Source organism: Paraburkholderia sp. J63 (assembly GCF_905220245.1).
Lineage (GTDB): Bacteria > Pseudomonadota > Gammaproteobacteria > Burkholderiales > Burkholderiaceae > Paraburkholderia.
The window spans coordinates 209,411-225,859 of the sequence record NZ_CAJMZF010000010.1 but is presented as its reverse complement, the minus strand read 5'-3'; the positions used below and the strand labels follow the sequence as shown (position 1 = coordinate 225,859).

The 16,449-nt window shown below is 63.7% G+C and carries 13 protein-coding genes; 8 read left to right on the top strand and 5 right to left on the bottom strand.

Annotation, left to right across the window (positions count from 1 at the left end; all coding sequences use genetic code 11):
- Positions 1-245: 245 nt before the first annotated feature.
- Positions 246-1,136, bottom strand: coding sequence for a LysR family transcriptional regulator (locus U5775_RS13995; RefSeq protein WP_322058718.1), 891 nt, complete (start codon positions 1,134-1,136; stop codon positions 246-248).
- A gap of 100 nt (positions 1,137-1,236) precedes the next feature.
- Between U5775_RS13995 and U5775_RS13990 the strand changes: the two genes are divergently transcribed.
- The 7 genes from U5775_RS13990 to U5775_RS13960 all read left to right on the top strand — a co-directional run bounded on the left by U5775_RS13990 (position 1,237) and on the right by U5775_RS13960 (position 9,407).
- Positions 1,237-2,790: a class I adenylate-forming enzyme family protein gene (locus U5775_RS13990; RefSeq protein WP_322058717.1), complete on the top strand. Its 1,554-nt coding sequence runs from the start codon at positions 1,237-1,239 to the stop codon at positions 2,788-2,790.
- Between the two features lie 16 nt (positions 2,791-2,806).
- On the top strand, positions 2,807-3,988 hold the full coding sequence (locus U5775_RS13985) for an acyl-CoA dehydrogenase family protein (RefSeq protein WP_322058716.1): 1,182 nt from the start codon (positions 2,807-2,809) through the stop codon (positions 3,986-3,988).
- Between the two features lie 32 nt (positions 3,989-4,020).
- A complete protein-coding gene (locus U5775_RS13980) occupies positions 4,021-5,127 on the top strand; it encodes a CaiB/BaiF CoA-transferase family protein (RefSeq protein ID WP_322058715.1) in 1,107 nt (368 codons plus the stop codon).
- A 36-nt stretch (positions 5,128-5,163) separates the two neighbouring features.
- Positions 5,164-6,468, top strand: coding sequence for an MFS transporter (locus U5775_RS13975; protein ID WP_322058714.1), 1,305 nt, complete (start codon positions 5,164-5,166; stop codon positions 6,466-6,468).
- Between the two features lie 84 nt (positions 6,469-6,552).
- On the top strand, positions 6,553-7,614 hold the full coding sequence (locus tag U5775_RS13970; protein ID WP_322058713.1) for a porin: 1,062 nt from the start codon (positions 6,553-6,555) through the stop codon (positions 7,612-7,614).
- A gap of 35 nt (positions 7,615-7,649) precedes the next feature.
- Positions 7,650-8,015, top strand: a complete 366-nt coding sequence (locus tag U5775_RS13965) for a BON domain-containing protein (RefSeq protein WP_322058712.1) — start codon at positions 7,650-7,652, stop codon at positions 8,013-8,015.
- A 36-nt stretch (positions 8,016-8,051) separates the two neighbouring features.
- A complete protein-coding gene (locus U5775_RS13960) occupies positions 8,052-9,407 on the top strand; it encodes a serine hydrolase (protein ID WP_322058711.1) in 1,356 nt (451 codons plus the stop codon).
- A 261-nt stretch (positions 9,408-9,668) separates the two neighbouring features.
- Here the strand turns inward: U5775_RS13960 and U5775_RS13955 are convergent, their stop codons facing one another.
- From U5775_RS13955 to manD, 4 genes are all read right to left on the bottom strand, one after another.
- The gene (locus U5775_RS13955) at positions 9,669-10,493 is read right to left on the bottom strand and encodes a GntR family transcriptional regulator (RefSeq protein WP_415913567.1); all 825 of its coding nucleotides are present in this window, start codon (positions 10,491-10,493) and stop codon (positions 9,669-9,671) included.
- 137 nt (positions 10,494-10,630) lie between these two features.
- Positions 10,631-11,806: a porin gene (locus U5775_RS13950; RefSeq protein ID WP_322058710.1), complete on the bottom strand. Its 1,176-nt coding sequence runs from the start codon at positions 11,804-11,806 to the stop codon at positions 10,631-10,633.
- Positions 11,807-11,984: 178 nt separating this feature from the next.
- A complete protein-coding gene (locus tag U5775_RS13945; protein ID WP_322058709.1) occupies positions 11,985-13,331 on the bottom strand; it encodes an MFS transporter in 1,347 nt (448 codons plus the stop codon).
- Between the two features lie 155 nt (positions 13,332-13,486).
- The gene (manD, locus tag U5775_RS13940; RefSeq protein ID WP_322058708.1) at positions 13,487-14,695 is read right to left on the bottom strand and encodes a D-mannonate dehydratase ManD; all 1,209 of its coding nucleotides are present in this window, start codon (positions 14,693-14,695) and stop codon (positions 13,487-13,489) included.
- 94 nt (positions 14,696-14,789) lie between these two features.
- Here manD and U5775_RS13935 point away from each other — a divergent pair, with 94 nt between their 5' ends.
- Complete coding sequence (locus U5775_RS13935; RefSeq protein ID WP_322058707.1) at positions 14,790-16,259, top strand: mannitol dehydrogenase family protein; 1,470 nt, start codon at positions 14,790-14,792, stop codon at positions 16,257-16,259.
- Positions 16,260-16,449 lie beyond the last annotated feature (190 nt).

Below are 16,449 nucleotides of genomic sequence, written 5' to 3'. Positions count from 1 at the left end.
ATTTGAATATCAGAATGCTAAAACGCAACTCGTGTCGCCTTGCGGGTTGCCCACTGGCGGGCAGCGTCGTGGTCGTGAGAGGCGACCCGCTGCCCGCCCGTGGACAACCCACGACTCAACGCTTCACGGAGACTAGATCACATCAAATCGCTTTCTGCAAATCCGTCCGTCGAGTCGGGTCAACCTCAATTTTCAAGCTACGGTGATTGCATTTTTAGCGCACATTGGCAGTTGCCATCGCCCCCTCATGCCAGCCGCTCCTGTAATACCACGATCAGGCGCTGAGCAAGCGGTGACAGATATGCGCCCGCCCGGTACGTCATGCCCACTTGCCGGCGCAAGTCTAATTGCTCCGTGCCCAAGCGCAATGCGCGCAAGCCCCGCAACGCCCCTAGCGACTCGGTTCCGGCCACGCAGAGCATCGTCGTGCCGCGCAGCAGGTAAAGCAGCGAGTTACTCCCGAAGTCCGTCTCGACGCGCAGCTTCGGCCCCGCGAGGCCGCGCTGCCGGAACGCCTCGTCGACCTGCTGACGAATCCGTATGTGCGGCGCGGGCAGCAGCCACTGCTCGTCGGCCAGGTCGGCAAGCGTGAGGCCGCGCTTGCGATGCAGCCGATGACCCTCGTCTGCCAGCACGACGAGGCTGTCATGAAAAAGCTCGACGAACTCGCAGGTGCCATCGTTGCTGTCAAGCTGTGGCGCAACGATCAGGTCAAGTTCGCCCGCGAAGAGCAGTGCGCCGAGATCACGCGCGAGCCGCCGGCGTAACCGCAGCTTCGCCGCGGGCCGCTCGGTCATCAGTTGCTGGCACGCGCCGAGCACGAGCGAGCCCGGCACAGTCGGCGAATAGCCGATCCGCAACAGGCCCTGCTCGCCGCTGCGCAGCGCTTCCATTTCCTTTAACGCGTCGTCGTACTCGAGCGCGATACGCCGCGCTCGCGCAAGAAAGAGCGTGCCGGCGGGCGTTGGCGTCACGCCATTCACGGTGCGTTCGAAAAGCGGCAAGCCAGCCTGTTCCTCCACGCGCCGCAGCGCCTTCGTAAGCGCCGGCTGGCTCATGCCGAGCGCTTCCGCTGCCTTGCCGATGCCGCCGTGCTCCTGCACGGCCAGTAGATAATCGAGGTCGCGTGTTTCCAAGGTCATTCCCATTGGTTATGCACCTATGCCAGCTACGGCATTGAGGTGATGCCCAACATCTTACAGACTACGGTCAGACCGATGAACCAGGAGACACGCATTGAGCTTTGCCTATTTTCTGCGCCGTGCCGCACGCTACTGGGGCGACCGCCCGGCGGTCATCCACCACGACCGGCATCTGAGCTTTCGTCAGCTCGACGAGCGCTCGACGCGCCTCGCCAATGCCCTGCTGGGATTGAGCCTCGCGAAAGGTGACCGCGTCGCCGTGCAATCGCGCAACTGCACGGAGCTGGTCGAAATCGAATGCGCGCTCTACAAGGCCGGCCTCGTCAAGGCTGCGCTGAATCCGCGCTTCACGGCGCATGAGGCCGCCGATGTCGTCGAAAATTGCACGCCGCGGGTCCTGATTGCAGGACCGGGGTACACCGGCTATACGCGGCAGTCGGCCGGCTTCGCCTCGATCGAGACTTTCATCGCAATCGGCGGGGACGCCCCCGGCTATGCCGGTTACGAGACACTGATCGAACGCGCGAGTCCGCAGGCGCCGGACTATCGTCCGCAGACAGACGACCTGGCCGTGCTGCACTTTTCGTCGGGTTCGACCGGACGCATCAAGGCGGCCATGCAAACCTACGGCAACCGCCTCGCGTCGCTGCGCAAGATCGTCCTCGGCATGGACCGCCCGGCGCGCCCGGGCGACCGTCTCGCGCTGATCGGGCCGGTCACGCACGCCTCGGGCATGCTGATGCAGCCCTATCTTTTCAACGGCGCGACGCTCGTTCTGTTCGATGCCTTCGAGCCAGCCCGTTTTATCGCCGATATCTCGCGCCTGTCCATCACCCATGCCTTCATGGTGCCAGCCATGATCAACATGCTGCTCGGCGAACCGGCCCTCGACACAGCCGACCTGCGCAGCCTGAAGATGCTCGGCTACGGCGCCGCGCCGATGGCGCCCGCACGCATCGAGGAAGCCTGGGCGCGCATCGGCCCGGTGCTCTCGCAAGGCTATGGCGCGAGCGAGTCGACTTCGGGCGTGACCCGCCTGTCCATCGCCGATCACGCCGACGCGCTTGCGCATCGTCCCGCGCGGCTCGCTTCATGCGGACGGCCGCTCGGCGAAACCGAGGTCTGCGTGGTCGACGAACAGGGCCGCGAGGTAAGCGGCGAGACCATCGGTGAAATCGTGATTCGCGGCAACGACGTCTTCCGCGGCTACTGGGGCGCGCCGGAGCTGACCGCCGAGGTGCTCGTCGACGGCTGGCTGCGCACCGGCGACCTCGCGCGCGTTGACGAAGAGGGCTTCATCTATCTGGTCGATCGCCGCAAGGACATGATCATCTCGGGCGGTTTCAACGTCTATCCGACCGAGGTCGAAGCGATGCTCTACCGTCATCCGGATGTGCTCGAAGCTTGCGTGATCGGCGTGCCCGACGACAAATGGGGCGAAGCCGTCAAGGCCGTGGTCGTGCTCAAGCCAGGGCGCGAGGCGACGGCCGAGGCGCTCGCCGCGCACTGCCGCACGCAGCTCGCCGACTACAAGCTGCCACGCTCGATCGCTTTCGTCGCCGGCCTGCCCAAGAACGCGAGCGGCAAGATTGCCCGCAAGCTCGTGCGCGAGCAGTACTGGCAAGGCGCCGCGCGGCGCGTCAACTGAATTCACAGGAGACCTTATGTTCGACCACCTGAACGGTCCCGCGTTTGTAGCAACGCGCGAAGGCATCCGCCGCTTCGTCGCCGACGAACTACTGCCGATGGAGCGCGAGCTCGGTCTCGGCAGCGAGGACGTCTGGCCGAAAGCGACCCTGCAGCGGGTATGGCGGCGCTCGGCCGAACTCGGCTACTACGCGGCCTGCCTGCCGGTTGCGCTTGGCGGCAAGGAACTCTCGATTCTCGAGCAATGCGCGCTGAAGGCCGACCTCGCCGCTTCAGGGTCGGCGCTCGCCCCGCATGTGCTGGGCGACCTGGGCGGCCCGCCGCGCGTGGGCAACATGCTGAAATACGCGACGCCCGAACAGCTCGAGCGGTATTTCAAGCCGGTCATTCGCGGCGAGAAGTCGACCTGCTTTGCGCTGACCGAACCGCATTCGGGCTCCGATGCCCAGAGCATCTCGACCACGGCCATCGTGGATGGCGACGCGCTGGTGATCAGCGGCGTGAAGCATTACATCAGCGGCGCCCCGTTCGCCGATTTCGCGATTCTGATGTGCGTGACCGACGCAAGCGCGAGCCCGCCCGAGATCACCGCCGTTCTCGTCGATCTCGATCTGCCCGGTGTCACGGTCGAGCAGCGCTACGTGCCGATGTCGGGCCAGCATATCGATGCGGATATCCGCTTCGAGAGCGTGCGCGTGCCGCTTGCGAACGTATTCGGCGGCAAGGGCAACGGCTTTCGGCTCGGCATGTCGCGCATCAACGTGAACCGCCTGCTGCATTGCCCGACCATGCTCGGGCTCGCGACGGCGGCCTACGAGGCCTCGCTGGACTACGCCCGCACGCGCCGCCAGTTCGGCGGCCCGATCGCGCGCTTCCAGGCGATCCAGCACATGCTCGCCGACATGGCCGCCGCGCTCTGGGCCTGCGAGAGCATGATCGCCCAGACCGCGATGCTGGCCGATGCCGGCGCCGATCTGCGCGCGAAGGCGGCGGCCTGCAAGCTGTTCGTCTCGGAGCGCTGCTTCGAAGTGGCCGACAAGGCGGTGCAGATCCACGGCAACGTGGGCGTCACGCGCCACCACCCGATCGAGCAGACGTTCCGCAAGCTGCGCATGTTCCGCATCTTCACCGGCACGAGCGAAATCCAGCGCAACACGATCGCCCGCGCCATCCTCGAGCCCGCCCAGGCCACGAGCTGAACCGGCAATACCGGCATAAGGAGATTCAAGCCATGGCGCAAACGAAACCGGCGTGGTCCTGCCTGAAAGACGTCAGGATTGTCGACGTGAGCCAGCTACTGCCGGGACCCCACGCGACGTCATTGCTCCAGCAACTCGGCGCCGACGTCGTCAAGGTCGAGCCCCCGGGTGCCGGCGACCCGACACGCATGCTCAGTCCCGTCCTGTTCGCCCAGCTCAATCGCGGCAAGCGCTCGGTGGCGCTCGACCTCAAAACACCGGCCGGCAAGCAGGCGTTCATCGAACTGATCCGCGAAGCCGATGCGCTGGTCGAGGGCTTCCGGCCCGGTGTCATGGCGCGCCTCGGGCTCGACTATGCGACGCTCGCCGCGGTGAACCCGCGCCTCGTCATGTGCTCGATCTCGGGCTTCGGGCAGACCGGCCCCTATGCGCACGCGCCGGGCCACGATCTGAACTACCTGGCGCTGGGCGGCTTCTGGTCGGTTCCCGTTCAGGTCAACGACCGCGTGACGCGGCCGCGCATCCGGATCGCCGACTATGCGGCGTCGAGCCATGCCGCGCTCGCGCTCACCGCGGCCATTCTGAGCGCCCGTGCGAGCGGGCTCGGCCAGCATCTCGACGTCTCGATTCACGACTGCGTGATGGCATGGACCGCACCCGCCGCGTGGGCGTCGCGCGAGTACGTCGACCATCCGCTGGACTCCACGGGCGTGATGCCGGAGAACGATCTCTTCGAGACACGCGACGGCCGGCACCTCGCGCTCGGCATTCTCGAGAACAAGTTCTGGCTGAATCTGCGCGAGGCCATCGGCGCCGACTTTCCCGCGCTGATGGACGAACGCTTCGCAACGCGCGCCGGGCGGCAGCGGCACAAGCAGGAGGTCAACACGCTGCTTGCGCGGATCTTCGCGACGCGTCCGCTTGCGCAATGGATTGCGACGCTGCAACGTTTCGACCTGCCCGTCTCGCCCGTGCTCGACGCACACGAACTGTTCGCGGACCCCCATGTGCAGGCGCGCGGCATAGTGCGCGAGATCGCCGCCGACCAGACCGTCGCATGCCGCTTTCCGGTGAAGTTCTCACTCGGGCTGCCCGACGGCGACGACACCGTCCCGATGCCCGGCGAGCACGAAAGATAAGGCACGAACAGAACGACAATCACGGAGACAAAGACGGTGAAAATCGACGATCCCTCGTACAGCCCGGGTCGCGCATGGTCCATCGCGGCCATGCTCGCCCTGATGATGCTCGTGAATTTCCTGGACAAGGTCGTACTGGGACTCGTCTCGGTACCGATGATGCGGGAGCTTCATCTCACGTCGACGCAGTTCGGCGTGATCGGCGGGAGCCTGAACTGGCTGTTCTCGATTTCAGCGGTGCTCGGCGGTCTGCTGGCAAATCGCGCATCGACGAAATGGCTGCTGCTCGCCATGGCCGCTGCGTGGACCACACTGCAATTGCCGATGCTGCTTGCCGGATCGATCTGGAGCATCCTCGCCTGCCGTGTGCTGCTTGGCGCGAGCGAAGGGCCTGCTTCGCCAGTCGCCGTGCATGCGCTCTACAAGTGGTTTCCCGATGCGAAGCGCAATCTGCCGGTTGCGGTGCTCCACCAGGGAAGCGCGCTTGGGCTGCTCGTTGCGGGACTCGGCATACCGGTCGTCAGCGCGCACTGGGGGTGGCGCGCGAACTTCCTCGTGCTGGCCGCGCTCGGCGCGCTCTGGTGCGCCGCCTGGCTTGTCTTCGGCGCGGAAGGAGCCCTGACCACGCGCGCGCCTGCCGCGTGCCAGGTACGCGTGCCCTATGCCCTGCTGCTGACCGACCGGACCGTGCTAGGCACCTTTGCCGGGCACTTTGCCGCGAACTGGATTCTCGCCATGACGCTGACCTGGATTCCGACGTGGCTGCAACTCGGCATGGGCTACGAGGCGCATGCAGCCGGACGCATGTTCGCCTTGTTCGTCGCGATCACGGCGCCGCTGAGCCTCGGGCTTGCAGCGCTCTCGCAGCGGCTGCTGGCGCGCGGCGTGCCGTCGAGGCTCGGCCGAGGGGCATTCGTTGCGGCAACCCTCGCCGTCGCAGGGATGCTGATCTCGGCGCTCGCACTGCCCGGCCTGCCGCCGCTCGCGAAGTTCGTGCTGCTCACGCTCGGCAGCGGCATGACGCTCGTGACGTACTCGATCGGACCCGCGATGCTCGGCGAGGTGACACCCGATTCGCAACGAGGCGGCATCCTCGCGCTCAGCAACGGATTCTCGTCGCTCGCGGGCCTCGCGGCGCCGGTCGTCACCGGCATGCTCATCGACCAGGCCGGAGGCTCGACGGCGCAGGGATTTGAAACCGCGTGCTCCGTGTGCGGCTTCGTATTGCTCGGCTGCGGCGCGCTCTGTGCGTTTTGTCTGGATCCACAGCGATCGTCCGCGAGGCTTGCGGGTTCGACGTCGGACGCCAGGGCAAATCAGACGCTCACCGATCCCGGTTAGTCGCGATCGCCATATCGCTTCGTGAGATGTCGATCTATCAATAATTAGCAATACAAAAAAAATATAGAACGTTCAAGGAGACACATGAAAAGGATTTTGATGGCCACCCTGATTGGCGGCATGCTTCCGCTCACGTCCTACGCGCAATCGACTGTCACCCTGTATGGCGACATCGGCGGCGGCATGCGCTGGACGAATGGGCTCAAGGGCGGCGCGGCCGTTGGCTTCAACAACAACATCGTGGCCGGCAACCAGTTCGGCTTCTTCGGCAAGGAGGATCTGGGCGGCGACCTTCAGGCGATCTTCAAGCTCGAAGGCGCTTTCAACAGCGGCACCGGTGCATTGAAGAATGCCGGGACGCTGTTCTCACAAGCGGCGTTCGTCGGGCTCAAAGGCGATTTCGGCCGGCTCACCTTCGGGCGGCAGCTCAACGCCAACGAAGACTTCGCGATTCTGGTCGATCCGGCCGGCGGCCAGGGCCAGTCGCTCGCGATCGAGCCCGGCGTGGTATTCGACGCGAACTACTTCACGCTCGACTCGCGCTTCAACAACACCATCAAATATCTCGGTCAGGCCGGTGGTTTTCGCTTCGGTGCGAGCTACTCACCGGGCGGGGTTGCGGGCAACACCCGCGCCGGCACCAACTATTCCGGCGCTGCGATGTATCAGTGGGGGCCGGCGTTCGGCGGCGTCTCGTACCAGAAGACCTGGAATGCCACGGCAACGCAGTGGGCGCAGACGTTCCAGACCGGCGGCTCCGTGCAGGTCGGGCCCGCGCGCCTCTATCTGAGCTACGCGGACCTCCAGGTGACGGCGGCGAACGCCACCGCGCCAAGCCGGCGCGATCACATTCCAGGTGGCGGCGTCGTGTGGGTTCCGGTTGCATCGTTGCAGTTCACCGCGGCGTTCTATGACGACATTGCCAGCCACCTCGGCAATGCGCAGTCCGCGAGCGGCCACAAGATCACCACCTACGCGATCGCCGAATACTTTCTTTCGAAACGCACCGAACTCTACGCCGAAGCCGACTACAACGGCTTTTCGGGTGCGTACCGGTTCGATCCGTCGAATATCGCCGCGCTCGGCACGGCAACTGGTACGCGATCGACGACCGGCGTGTCGCTTGGCGTCATGACGCGCTTCTAAGTTTCGCCCCTCTTTTTTCCCTTTTGATGGACTCCATGAACAGCATGAACGTCTCTTGTCGAATTCCGCGAACGGTTGTCGTGGCCATGCTCCTCACGCTCACGAGCCACACCTTTGCACAAACTCCGGACGCGGCAACGGGCAGCATGCCCGCAGCGAGCGCGCCGTCGTCGGCAAAAGCCGTCGACAGAAAGCTCGCGCATCGCGTTGCCAGCAGGCTGGCGCGCACGCGTGGGCTGAATGCCGCGCGCATCCTTGTGAAGGCGCGCGACGGCCAGATTACGCTCTCTGGATCCGTAACCGACAGCGCGCAGATTCCGCTTGCCACCGATGCCGCCAGGCAGGTGGACGGCGTCAGTCACGTAGAGAACCGCATTCGTGTTTCCGGGACGTCGCTGTAGACGACGCGGGCCACAGATTTTGAGGAGCACACTGTCATGAATCGACACAATGATCCGACAACCCGTTCGACCCACGCGCTTCTTGCCATCGCATTGATGTGCACCAGCCTGGCACTGCCCGTTGCCGTGCGCGCGCAAACCGCGGGCACGTTCGCCGATGGCACCGAAGCGAGTGTCATGCAGGGCTTTCCGCCGCCCGACGACGCGCTCGCCAATCGTGCAAATTCGCTGCGCTATCCCTACCTTCGCTGGTCGTTGCGCAACACGCGCATGCTGATCCCCACCGCCAATGTAGACCGTGCGGACAACCCGTTGCCGTTGTCCGATGGCCCCCGGCTCGATCCCGACGCGGTGCAATTCACGGTGGACGGCACCACGCTCACCCTCGCGGACTATCTGCGCCGCACGCGCACCGATGGCTTCATCGTCGTTCACGATGGGCGCATTGTGATGGAGCGCTATTTCGATGGCTACGGTCCACGTGAGACGCATGCGTGGGCGTCGATGACGAAATCGGTGACGGGGCTGGTCGCGGCACAGTTGATCGCCGAGGGCAAGCTCGACCCGGAAGCGCCGCTCTCGACCTACGTGCCGGAGCTGGCGGGTACGCCGTTCGGCGACGCCACACTTCAGCAGAATCTCGACATGGAGGTGGCGATCCGCTACCCCGCGGCTCTGCCGCCGGATCTGGGTCTCTTTGGCGCAATCGGCATCGTGCCGCGCCCAGGTGGCGCCCCCGACAGCATCTATGGTTTCCTCAGGGTGGCGCACAAAGCCCCCGACGCGGCTAACGGGCGTGTCTGGTATTACCAGAACGGCTCGCCGGAAGCCGTGGCCTGGGCGATAAGGCGTGTCACCGGTGAGTCGTGGAGCAAACTGGTCACCCGCATGATCTGGCAAAAGATCGCCGGGGACGACGGCGACGTCGTCGTCGATCGCACGGGCACGGAGATGGCCAGCGGCGGCTTGAACACCACGCTGCGCGATGCGGCGCGCTTCGGCGAGATGGTACGCACAAGCGAGGCCGGCGACACCGCACGATTTCCCGCGGCGGCGACTCGTCTTGCGTTGAAACCGGCGCAGAACGCCGCAGCCTTCGCGCGTGGCAATCTTGCGCCGGGACGACCCGGCTACAGTTACCACGATTACTGGTACCAGCTCAACGACGGCGATGGATCAATCGCGGCCGGTGGCCGCTTCGGTCAGGCCATTCTCGTCGATCCACGCGCACGCCTCACGATCGTCAAGTTCTCGTCAGAACCCGACCAGGCGGAGCGCCCGACAAGCGCCTCGAGCGGTGCAATCACGCACACACCGCTGGAGACAGCTGATGCATTGCACCGGGCTATGCTGGCAATCGCCGGGGCGCTCGAAGACCGACAGCCACAATGACGCGCAATGCTGGAGCGCGTCGATGTCGCCATACCACCACGGTCGGCCACGCTCCACAGAACGGAATTGATGCGCCGCACACGGCCCTGCTGCCGGTTGATGTACCGATGAAAGTGGCCATCACTGACGATGGCATCGAGCGCGCGCTCGCAATACCCGGAACGGCTGACGTGCGGCGCATCCTGACGTCGGCCAGATCGCTGGCAAACCCGGTGCTGCATGCGAGAAAGCCGACACCGCACGCCGCGCAAATCCGCCGATCTAGACCGCAAGCGGTACGCGCTCGGGCTCGTCTGCTTCGAACCAGTTCAGGTTGCGAGCCGCAATCGGGCCGAGCGATTCGAGTATTTCGCGCAGATGCACCCTCATCGCGTCTTCCGCGGCGGCCGGATCGTGAGCGCGCAACGCGGCGAGAATCTTCGCGTGTTGCCTGATCACCAGTTCGAGCGGCGATACGTCAGGAAGGCTCAGATAACGCACACGATCCATCTGGGCCTTGATGTCCTGGATCGTATCCCAAGCCGCGGCACAATCGATCGCCTGGGCGATTGAACGGTGAAATGATTCGTCCAGTGCGAGGAACGCCGGCATGTCGTTCACCTTGGCCGCCACGCGCTGCTCGCGCAGGTTTTCACCCAGGAGTTGCAATTGCGCATCGGTAATTGAGTCAGCCGCCTTGCGAACAACGGCCGATTCGATGGCTTCCCGGATAAACCGGCCCTCACGTACCTTGCGAGGCGAGATTTTCTTTACGAAGGTGCCCCGCTGCGGCAATACCTGCAATATTCCGGCTTCCGAGAGTTTGATAAACGCCTCACGCACCGGCTGTCGGGATACCTCGAACTTTTCAGCAATTTCCTTTTCGGACAGCGGCGTTCCGGGCGGCATCTGTCCAATAAAAATCGCCTGGCGCAACGCGCGGAAAATTTGCTTGCTGATGGGCTCGTGCGAATCGAGCGCTATCGTCGCCGTCATGTCAGGGAGCGGCGACGGTGCTGCGGCGGCACGCCCCGCCCTTCCCTTGGGGCGTGGCGTGTCGGCAGAAAGAGGGCCGGTAGGTGCGGGGTCCGCTACGGCAGTTTTCATCGGCGTGGGGTACAGGATCTGATAATGGCAGTCGCGCCTCGTGCTCGCATGCCAAGACCGACCGCTTACCATACTAGCATGCATTTCCGCGAATCGCTTACGTCCCCCCTGTCGCCGCCTCTTGCTGGCAGCGGGAGTCAGAACCGGACGCGCAGCGCCGCGCGAACCAGCGCCTGGTTACGGTTCGCCGAATCCCCGAGGTTGCCGATGTCGGCAACCGCCGCCGTACCCAGCGAGGAGGTGCCCGACGCCCGCTGCCAGGTCCCTTCCAGGTAGACATCCGTGCGCTTGGAAAGCAGGTAATCGGCCAGCAGGCTGAACTGGTTGAAGTGCTGATTGCCGACCGAACTGCCATCGGCCTTCGTCACGCCCGCGCCCTTCAGGTAGTCATAGCCCGCGCTGAAGAACAGAAACGGGCTATACATATACCGGACGGCGACGTCGACATTGTTGAAGCGCGCCGTTGCGCCGTCAAAACCATGGGTGAGATTGCCGTACTGGACGTTCGAGTACGATGTCGTGACGGTAACCGGTCCGACTGTATATCCCGCGCCCACGATACCCACCTGATAGGAGGTCGCGCTGGCATAGCCCGAATTCAACGAATAGGCGAGTTGGGAACTGCCACCCACGGTATCGGTGAAGAAGCCCGAGCTTGCGCTCCCCGTCGGGTCCTTGAAGTATTCGAAGGCGGCCCCCAGGACAAGCGGCCCGTTCGCGTAGGCCGCGCCGATCGAATATCCGCTGTTCGCCGTCACATTACCGGCCACGCCGCCCACGCTATATTCGCCTCCAAACGTCAGACCGCCGAAGTTCGGGCTCATGTAACGGATAGCGTTGTTGACGCGCACGGAGTTGCCCGCATTATCCAGATCGCCCGGGTGCATAAAAGCCGTCGAGCCGGCCTGCGTCCCCAGGGCGGTCACCGGCTGGGCGAAGTAAAAGACCATGTCGTATTGACGGCCCAGCGTCAGGCTGCCGAACCGGCTGCTATTCAGACCGACGAACGCCTGCCGCCCAAACGGCGTGCCACCCTGCGCAAATGCGCCGTTGTTCAGATTCACGCCCGGTTCGAGTGTGAATATTGCCTGCAAACCGCCACCCAGATCCTCGATGCCTTTCATTCCCCAGCGGCTGCTGCTGATGCCGTTGGTCGAATCCAGCGTGATCTTGCGGCCCCCCGTGGCACCCCCGGCATTGCTCAGGAACATCACGCCCTCGTCGAGAATGCCGTATAGCGTCACGCTGCTTTGTGCCTGAGCATTCGCCATATACGCGCTTGCCGCGACCAGTGCCAAAAGGGTCTTTTTCATTGCTGGATCTCCGTGGTGTCTTATTAATAAATTAGTAACGCTAAATAATTGGCGTGCCTGACCGTGCGACGTAGGCGCTATAAGCGGGTTCCGCGCCGGAGTGCCCGTCTGCTTCGGCTTTGCTTTGCTTCCCTGCCTTTACCCGACGTCGTCCGCCAGAATCGCGCCAGCGCTTCGCTCAGGCAGTCGGGTTCCAGTCCGGCACCTGGCTGCCCGGCTTGCGTCGCGCGGGGGCCGTCTCGGGCAGCATGATCGCGCCCGCAATCGTGATCGCGATCGTGACCGCCATATAGGCGCAGTAAAACCATGGTGCGCCGTGTTGCGCGGCAAGCAGCCAGCCGGCGCCCAATGCCCCCACCGAGCCGAACAGCGCGCCGAATTGCTGGATCACGGAGACGCCGCTCGCTCGCATGCGCGTGGGAAACAGTTCGGAAAAGAACGCTGCCTGGGTGGCGTACATCGCGCTGTGGCCCACTGCCAGCACCCCGACGAGGCACAGCCAGATCCACGCCTGGACCTTGTAGTAGACGAGGGCAAAGCTCGGCACCAGCAAGAGCAGGCACAAGGTCGCGCCGAACAGGTACACATTGCGCCGGCCGAACTTGTCGGACAGATGGCCGAATAGCGGCAGTGTCACCAGTTCGATGAGGATGGCGATCAGCGTGGCGTCAATCATGACCTGGCGCGCAATGCCCTGGCTCACCGCGTAGCCGACGATGATGACGGCGAATGTCGTGAAGGTGGTGCTCTCTCCGAGCTTGGCGCAACAGCCCCACAGCAGACTGCGCTTTTGCTGTTTGAACGCGGCTGCCAGCGGACTTTCCTCGTCCTTGCTTTCGCTGCGCAAACGCGCAAAGAGGGGCGATTCGCTCAGGCTCAGGCGGATGTACAGGCCAACGGCGACCAGCGCGAGACTGAGCAGGAACGGAATGCGCCATCCCCAGGCGAGGAACTGCCCGGCTGTCAACGTCGTATCCAGCAGCGCGAATATGCCCAGTGGTATGACGAAGCCGGCCGGTGCGCCTATCATCACCCACGAGCCGAAATAGCCGCGGCGAGCGGGCGGCGCATGTTCGCAGCAAATCAGAATCGCATTGCCCTGCTCTCCGCCAATTCCGAAGCCGTGCAGCATCCGCACGAAAACGAGTGCGAGCGGAGCCGCGATGCCGATCGTCTCGTAGGTGGGCATCAGGCCCACCACGAAGGTCGCGGAGCCCACGATCAGCAGCGTGGCGACGAGCGCCGACTTGCGGCCAAATCGATCGCCGATATAGCCGAACAACAGACCGCCCACGGGGCGAGCCAGGAACCCGGCAGCATAGGTTCCCAGCGATACGAGCGTGCCGATCAAAGGAGGCAGGTTCGGAAAGAAGAGTTTGTTGAAAACAAGCGAGGAAGCGGTTGCGTAGATGAAAAAGTCATACCACTCAACCAGGGTGCCAATCGTTGAGGCGGTCGCGACCTTGCGCAACATCTGGGGCGTTACTGCGCCCTGCGCGGTGGCGGACGATACGGTGCTATTCATGAGTCTGTCTCCTCCTGGAGGTTTCGCCGTGACTCGTCGCGACCGGCGTCACAGGCCGAACGGGAATGCACGAGCGGAATTCGGCGGGCCGGCATGCAGACCGGCGTCCGTTCTGTTGTCTGGGGCCTGGGCGCGGGGTCAGCGCCCCTGGAGGCTCACCAGCTCCAAAGGGTGCCGTCTTCGAGGCGCGCGACGGGTAAGTAGGCCGGGTCGTAGGGATAGCGCGCGGCCAGCGCCTCGTCGATGTCCACGCCGTGACCGGGCGCGTCGCCGGGATGCATCGTTCCCCGGTTGAACTGCCACGCATGGGGAAACACCTCGAGCGCCGCCTCCGGGAAACCCATGTATTCCTGGACCCCGAAATTCGGCACCCATAAGTCGAAGTGCAACGCCGCGCCCATGCACACGGGCGACAGGTCCGACGCGCCATGACAACCCGTGCGCACCTGATACAGCGAGGCAAAGTCCGCAATGCGCCGCAGATGGGTGATGCCGCCGGCGTGCGTGAGCGTTGCGCGGATGTAGTCGATCAACTGATCTTCGATCAACTGCTTGCAGTCCCAGATGCTGTTGAATATTTCACCCACCGCAATCGGCGTGACGGTGTGTTCGCGAATCAGACGGAAGCCTTGCTGGTTTTCCGCCGGCGTCGGGTCCTCGATCCAGAACAGGCGATAAGGCTCCACCGCTTTACCGAGCCTCGCGGCTTCAATAGGGGTAAGACGGTGATGAGCATCGTGCAGCAGATGCGTGTCGAAGCCGAATCGCTCGCGTACCGCCTCGAAAAGCTTCGGGACGAAATCGAGGTATTTCTCGGTCGACCAGCTATGCTCCTCGACCCCGCCCTTGGTCGCCGGCTCATAAACACCGTTGCCCTTTGAAACGCCATAAACGGAGCGCATATTGGGCACCCCGCATTGAATGCGAATTGCCTGGTAGCCCTGATCGATATGCTCCGCATAGCGGTCGAGCGCTTCGGCAATGTCACGCCCGGTCGCATGCCCGTAGACCATCACGCTATCGCGCGAAGCCCCGCCCAACAGCTTATAAAGCGGCATCCCCGCAACCTTGCCGAGAATGTCCCAGAGCGCCATGTCCACGGCGGCGATCGCCGTCATCGTGACGGGGCCGCGCCGCCAGTACGCGCCCTTGTAGAGGAACTGCCAGATATCCTCGATACGGCCGGGATCGCGGCCGATCAGCAGCGGGCACACATGCTCCTTGAGATACGCCGCGACGGCGAGTTCACGACCGTTGAGCGTAGCGTCACCGATACCGTACACGCCTTCATCCGTCACCACTTTCAGCGTGACGAAGTTGCGCCCCGGACACGTAACGATCACATCAGCCCGGACGATTTTCATGGGGATTTCCTTGAGTGGCATTCGATGAAAGCGATGCTACCATACAAGTATATTTTATCGTCAACACGGGGTATTCCCGACCCAAAGGCCCGAAATGAATACGGAATCAAGGCTTTGCCGCAAGGCGCTGACTTCATTGACCGACCATCTGCTTTCGCCGGCATGGCGTGATCCGGATATCGGCATCGTCCATCTGGGCATCGGCAACTTCCACCGCGCCCATCAGGCGATCTACACGGAGGAAGCCGTCGCAGCCGCCGGTGGCGAATGGGGAATTTGCGGCGTGACGTTGCAAGGCGATGTCGGCAAGCGCGACGCCCTGGCCGCACAGGATGGGCTGTATAGCGTCGTGGAGCGGGGTCCGGACGGGGAACGCGTGACGGTCGTGCGGATTCTTCGGGAAGTGCTCGCCCTGCCGCATGACCGTGCCGCGCTTTTCGCGCGGCTCGCCGATTCCCGTGTGCGAATCGTCTCGCTAACCGTGACGGAAAAGGGCTATTGCCGTGACGGAAAGACCGGCGATGTCGATTTTGGGCATCCCGATGTCATTCATGATCTTGCCCACCCCGACCAGCCGAAAACGGTTCCCGGGATTCTCGTCGCCGCGCTGCGGGAACGCCGCGATAATCCGTTCACGGTTCTCTCGTGCGACAACCTCATGCACAACGGGGCGGCGTTACGCCAGGTCACCTGCAGCTTCGCGAATGCGATCGATCCTGCCTTGGGCGAGTGGATTGCCGCAGCAGTCGCCTTTCCGTCGACCATGGTCGATCGCATTGTCCCTGCCACCGCCGACACCGATCGGGTATCGGCTGCCACGACGCTCGCGCACGCCGACGCCCTGCCCGTTCCTTGCGAGCCATTCCGGCAATGGATTATTGAAGATTGTTTTCCCGCCGGACGCCCAGAATGGGAATTGGCCGGAGCACAACTGGTCAGCGATGTGGCGCCGTTTGAGCTGGCCAAATTACGGATGTTGAACGGCACCCATTCCGCCCTCGCCTATCTGTCCATGCTCGCCGGCTTTGAAACCATCGATGCGGCGATCCGCGAACCGGACATGCACCGGTTGATTCACTCGATGATGACCTGCGAAATCATTCCCACGCTGGCGATGCCGGCCTCCTTCGATACGCTGGCGTACCGTGACGCGCTCCTTTCGCGGTACGCCAATCCGGCGCTCAAGCATCGCTGTGCGCAAATAGCCATGGACGGTAGCCAGAAGATCCCGCAGCGTCTGCTCGGCGCGATTGCAACTCGCATCGAAGCTGGACAGCCGTTTGCGCGACTTGCACTGGCCATCGCGGCGTGGATGGCGTTTCTGCGTGGCTACGCCGACAATGGCTCGCACTATGAAATCAAGGACCCGTTGGCCGATAAACTGGCCTCGCTCGTTGCGGCGGCCGGCCCGTCGCCTGCGAAACGGGTGACGGCATTGCTATCCGTGCAGGAGATTTTCCCTGTCGAACTCGCCGGCAATCCGGTCTTCCAGCATGCGGTAACCGATGCACTGACGGCGATCGATCGTGGTGCGTGCAAGGCGATTGAACGATACGCACGGTGAAAAGGCGTGGGCAGACCAGGTGCAGGCTCGCGCGCCCCATCGGCCAACCCGCCGCCGGACCTGGACGCCACGTTAGCGGTAAAGCGAGATGCACGAACCGCCGAGGCCGACGCCATCATGCCGATGGCTTTTTGAACGCGCGGCGATGATCATCCGGCTGACAACCGTTCACACTCTGGGCGGCGAGCGC

Bases quoted from the DNA above. Each gene is read 5' to 3' on its own strand.
- U5775_RS13970 (WP_322058713.1), top strand. From the start codon at position 6,553: ATGAAAAGGATTTTGATGGCCACCCTGATTGGCGGCATGCTTCCGCTC.
- U5775_RS13985 (WP_322058716.1), top strand. From the start codon at position 2,807: ATGTTCGACCACCTGAACGGTCCCGCGTTTGTAGCAACGCGCGAAGGC.
- U5775_RS13960 (WP_322058711.1), top strand. From the start codon at position 8,052: ATGAATCGACACAATGATCCGACAACCCGTTCGACCCACGCGCTTCTT.
- manD (WP_322058708.1), bottom strand. From the start codon at position 14,695: ATGAAAATCGTCCGGGCTGATGTGATCGTTACGTGTCCGGGGCGCAAC.
- U5775_RS13955 (WP_415913567.1), bottom strand. From the start codon at position 10,493: ATGAAAACTGCCGTAGCGGACCCCGCACCTACCGGCCCTCTTTCTGCC.
- U5775_RS13965 (WP_322058712.1), top strand. From the start codon at position 7,650: ATGAACAGCATGAACGTCTCTTGTCGAATTCCGCGAACGGTTGTCGTG.
- U5775_RS13935 (WP_322058707.1), top strand. From the start codon at position 14,790: ATGAATACGGAATCAAGGCTTTGCCGCAAGGCGCTGACTTCATTGACC.
- U5775_RS13980 (WP_322058715.1), top strand. From the start codon at position 4,021: ATGGCGCAAACGAAACCGGCGTGGTCCTGCCTGAAAGACGTCAGGATT.
- U5775_RS13945 (WP_322058709.1), bottom strand. From the start codon at position 13,331: ATGAATAGCACCGTATCGTCCGCCACCGCGCAGGGCGCAGTAACGCCC.
- U5775_RS13950 (WP_322058710.1), bottom strand. From the start codon at position 11,806: ATGAAAAAGACCCTTTTGGCACTGGTCGCGGCAAGCGCGTATATGGCG.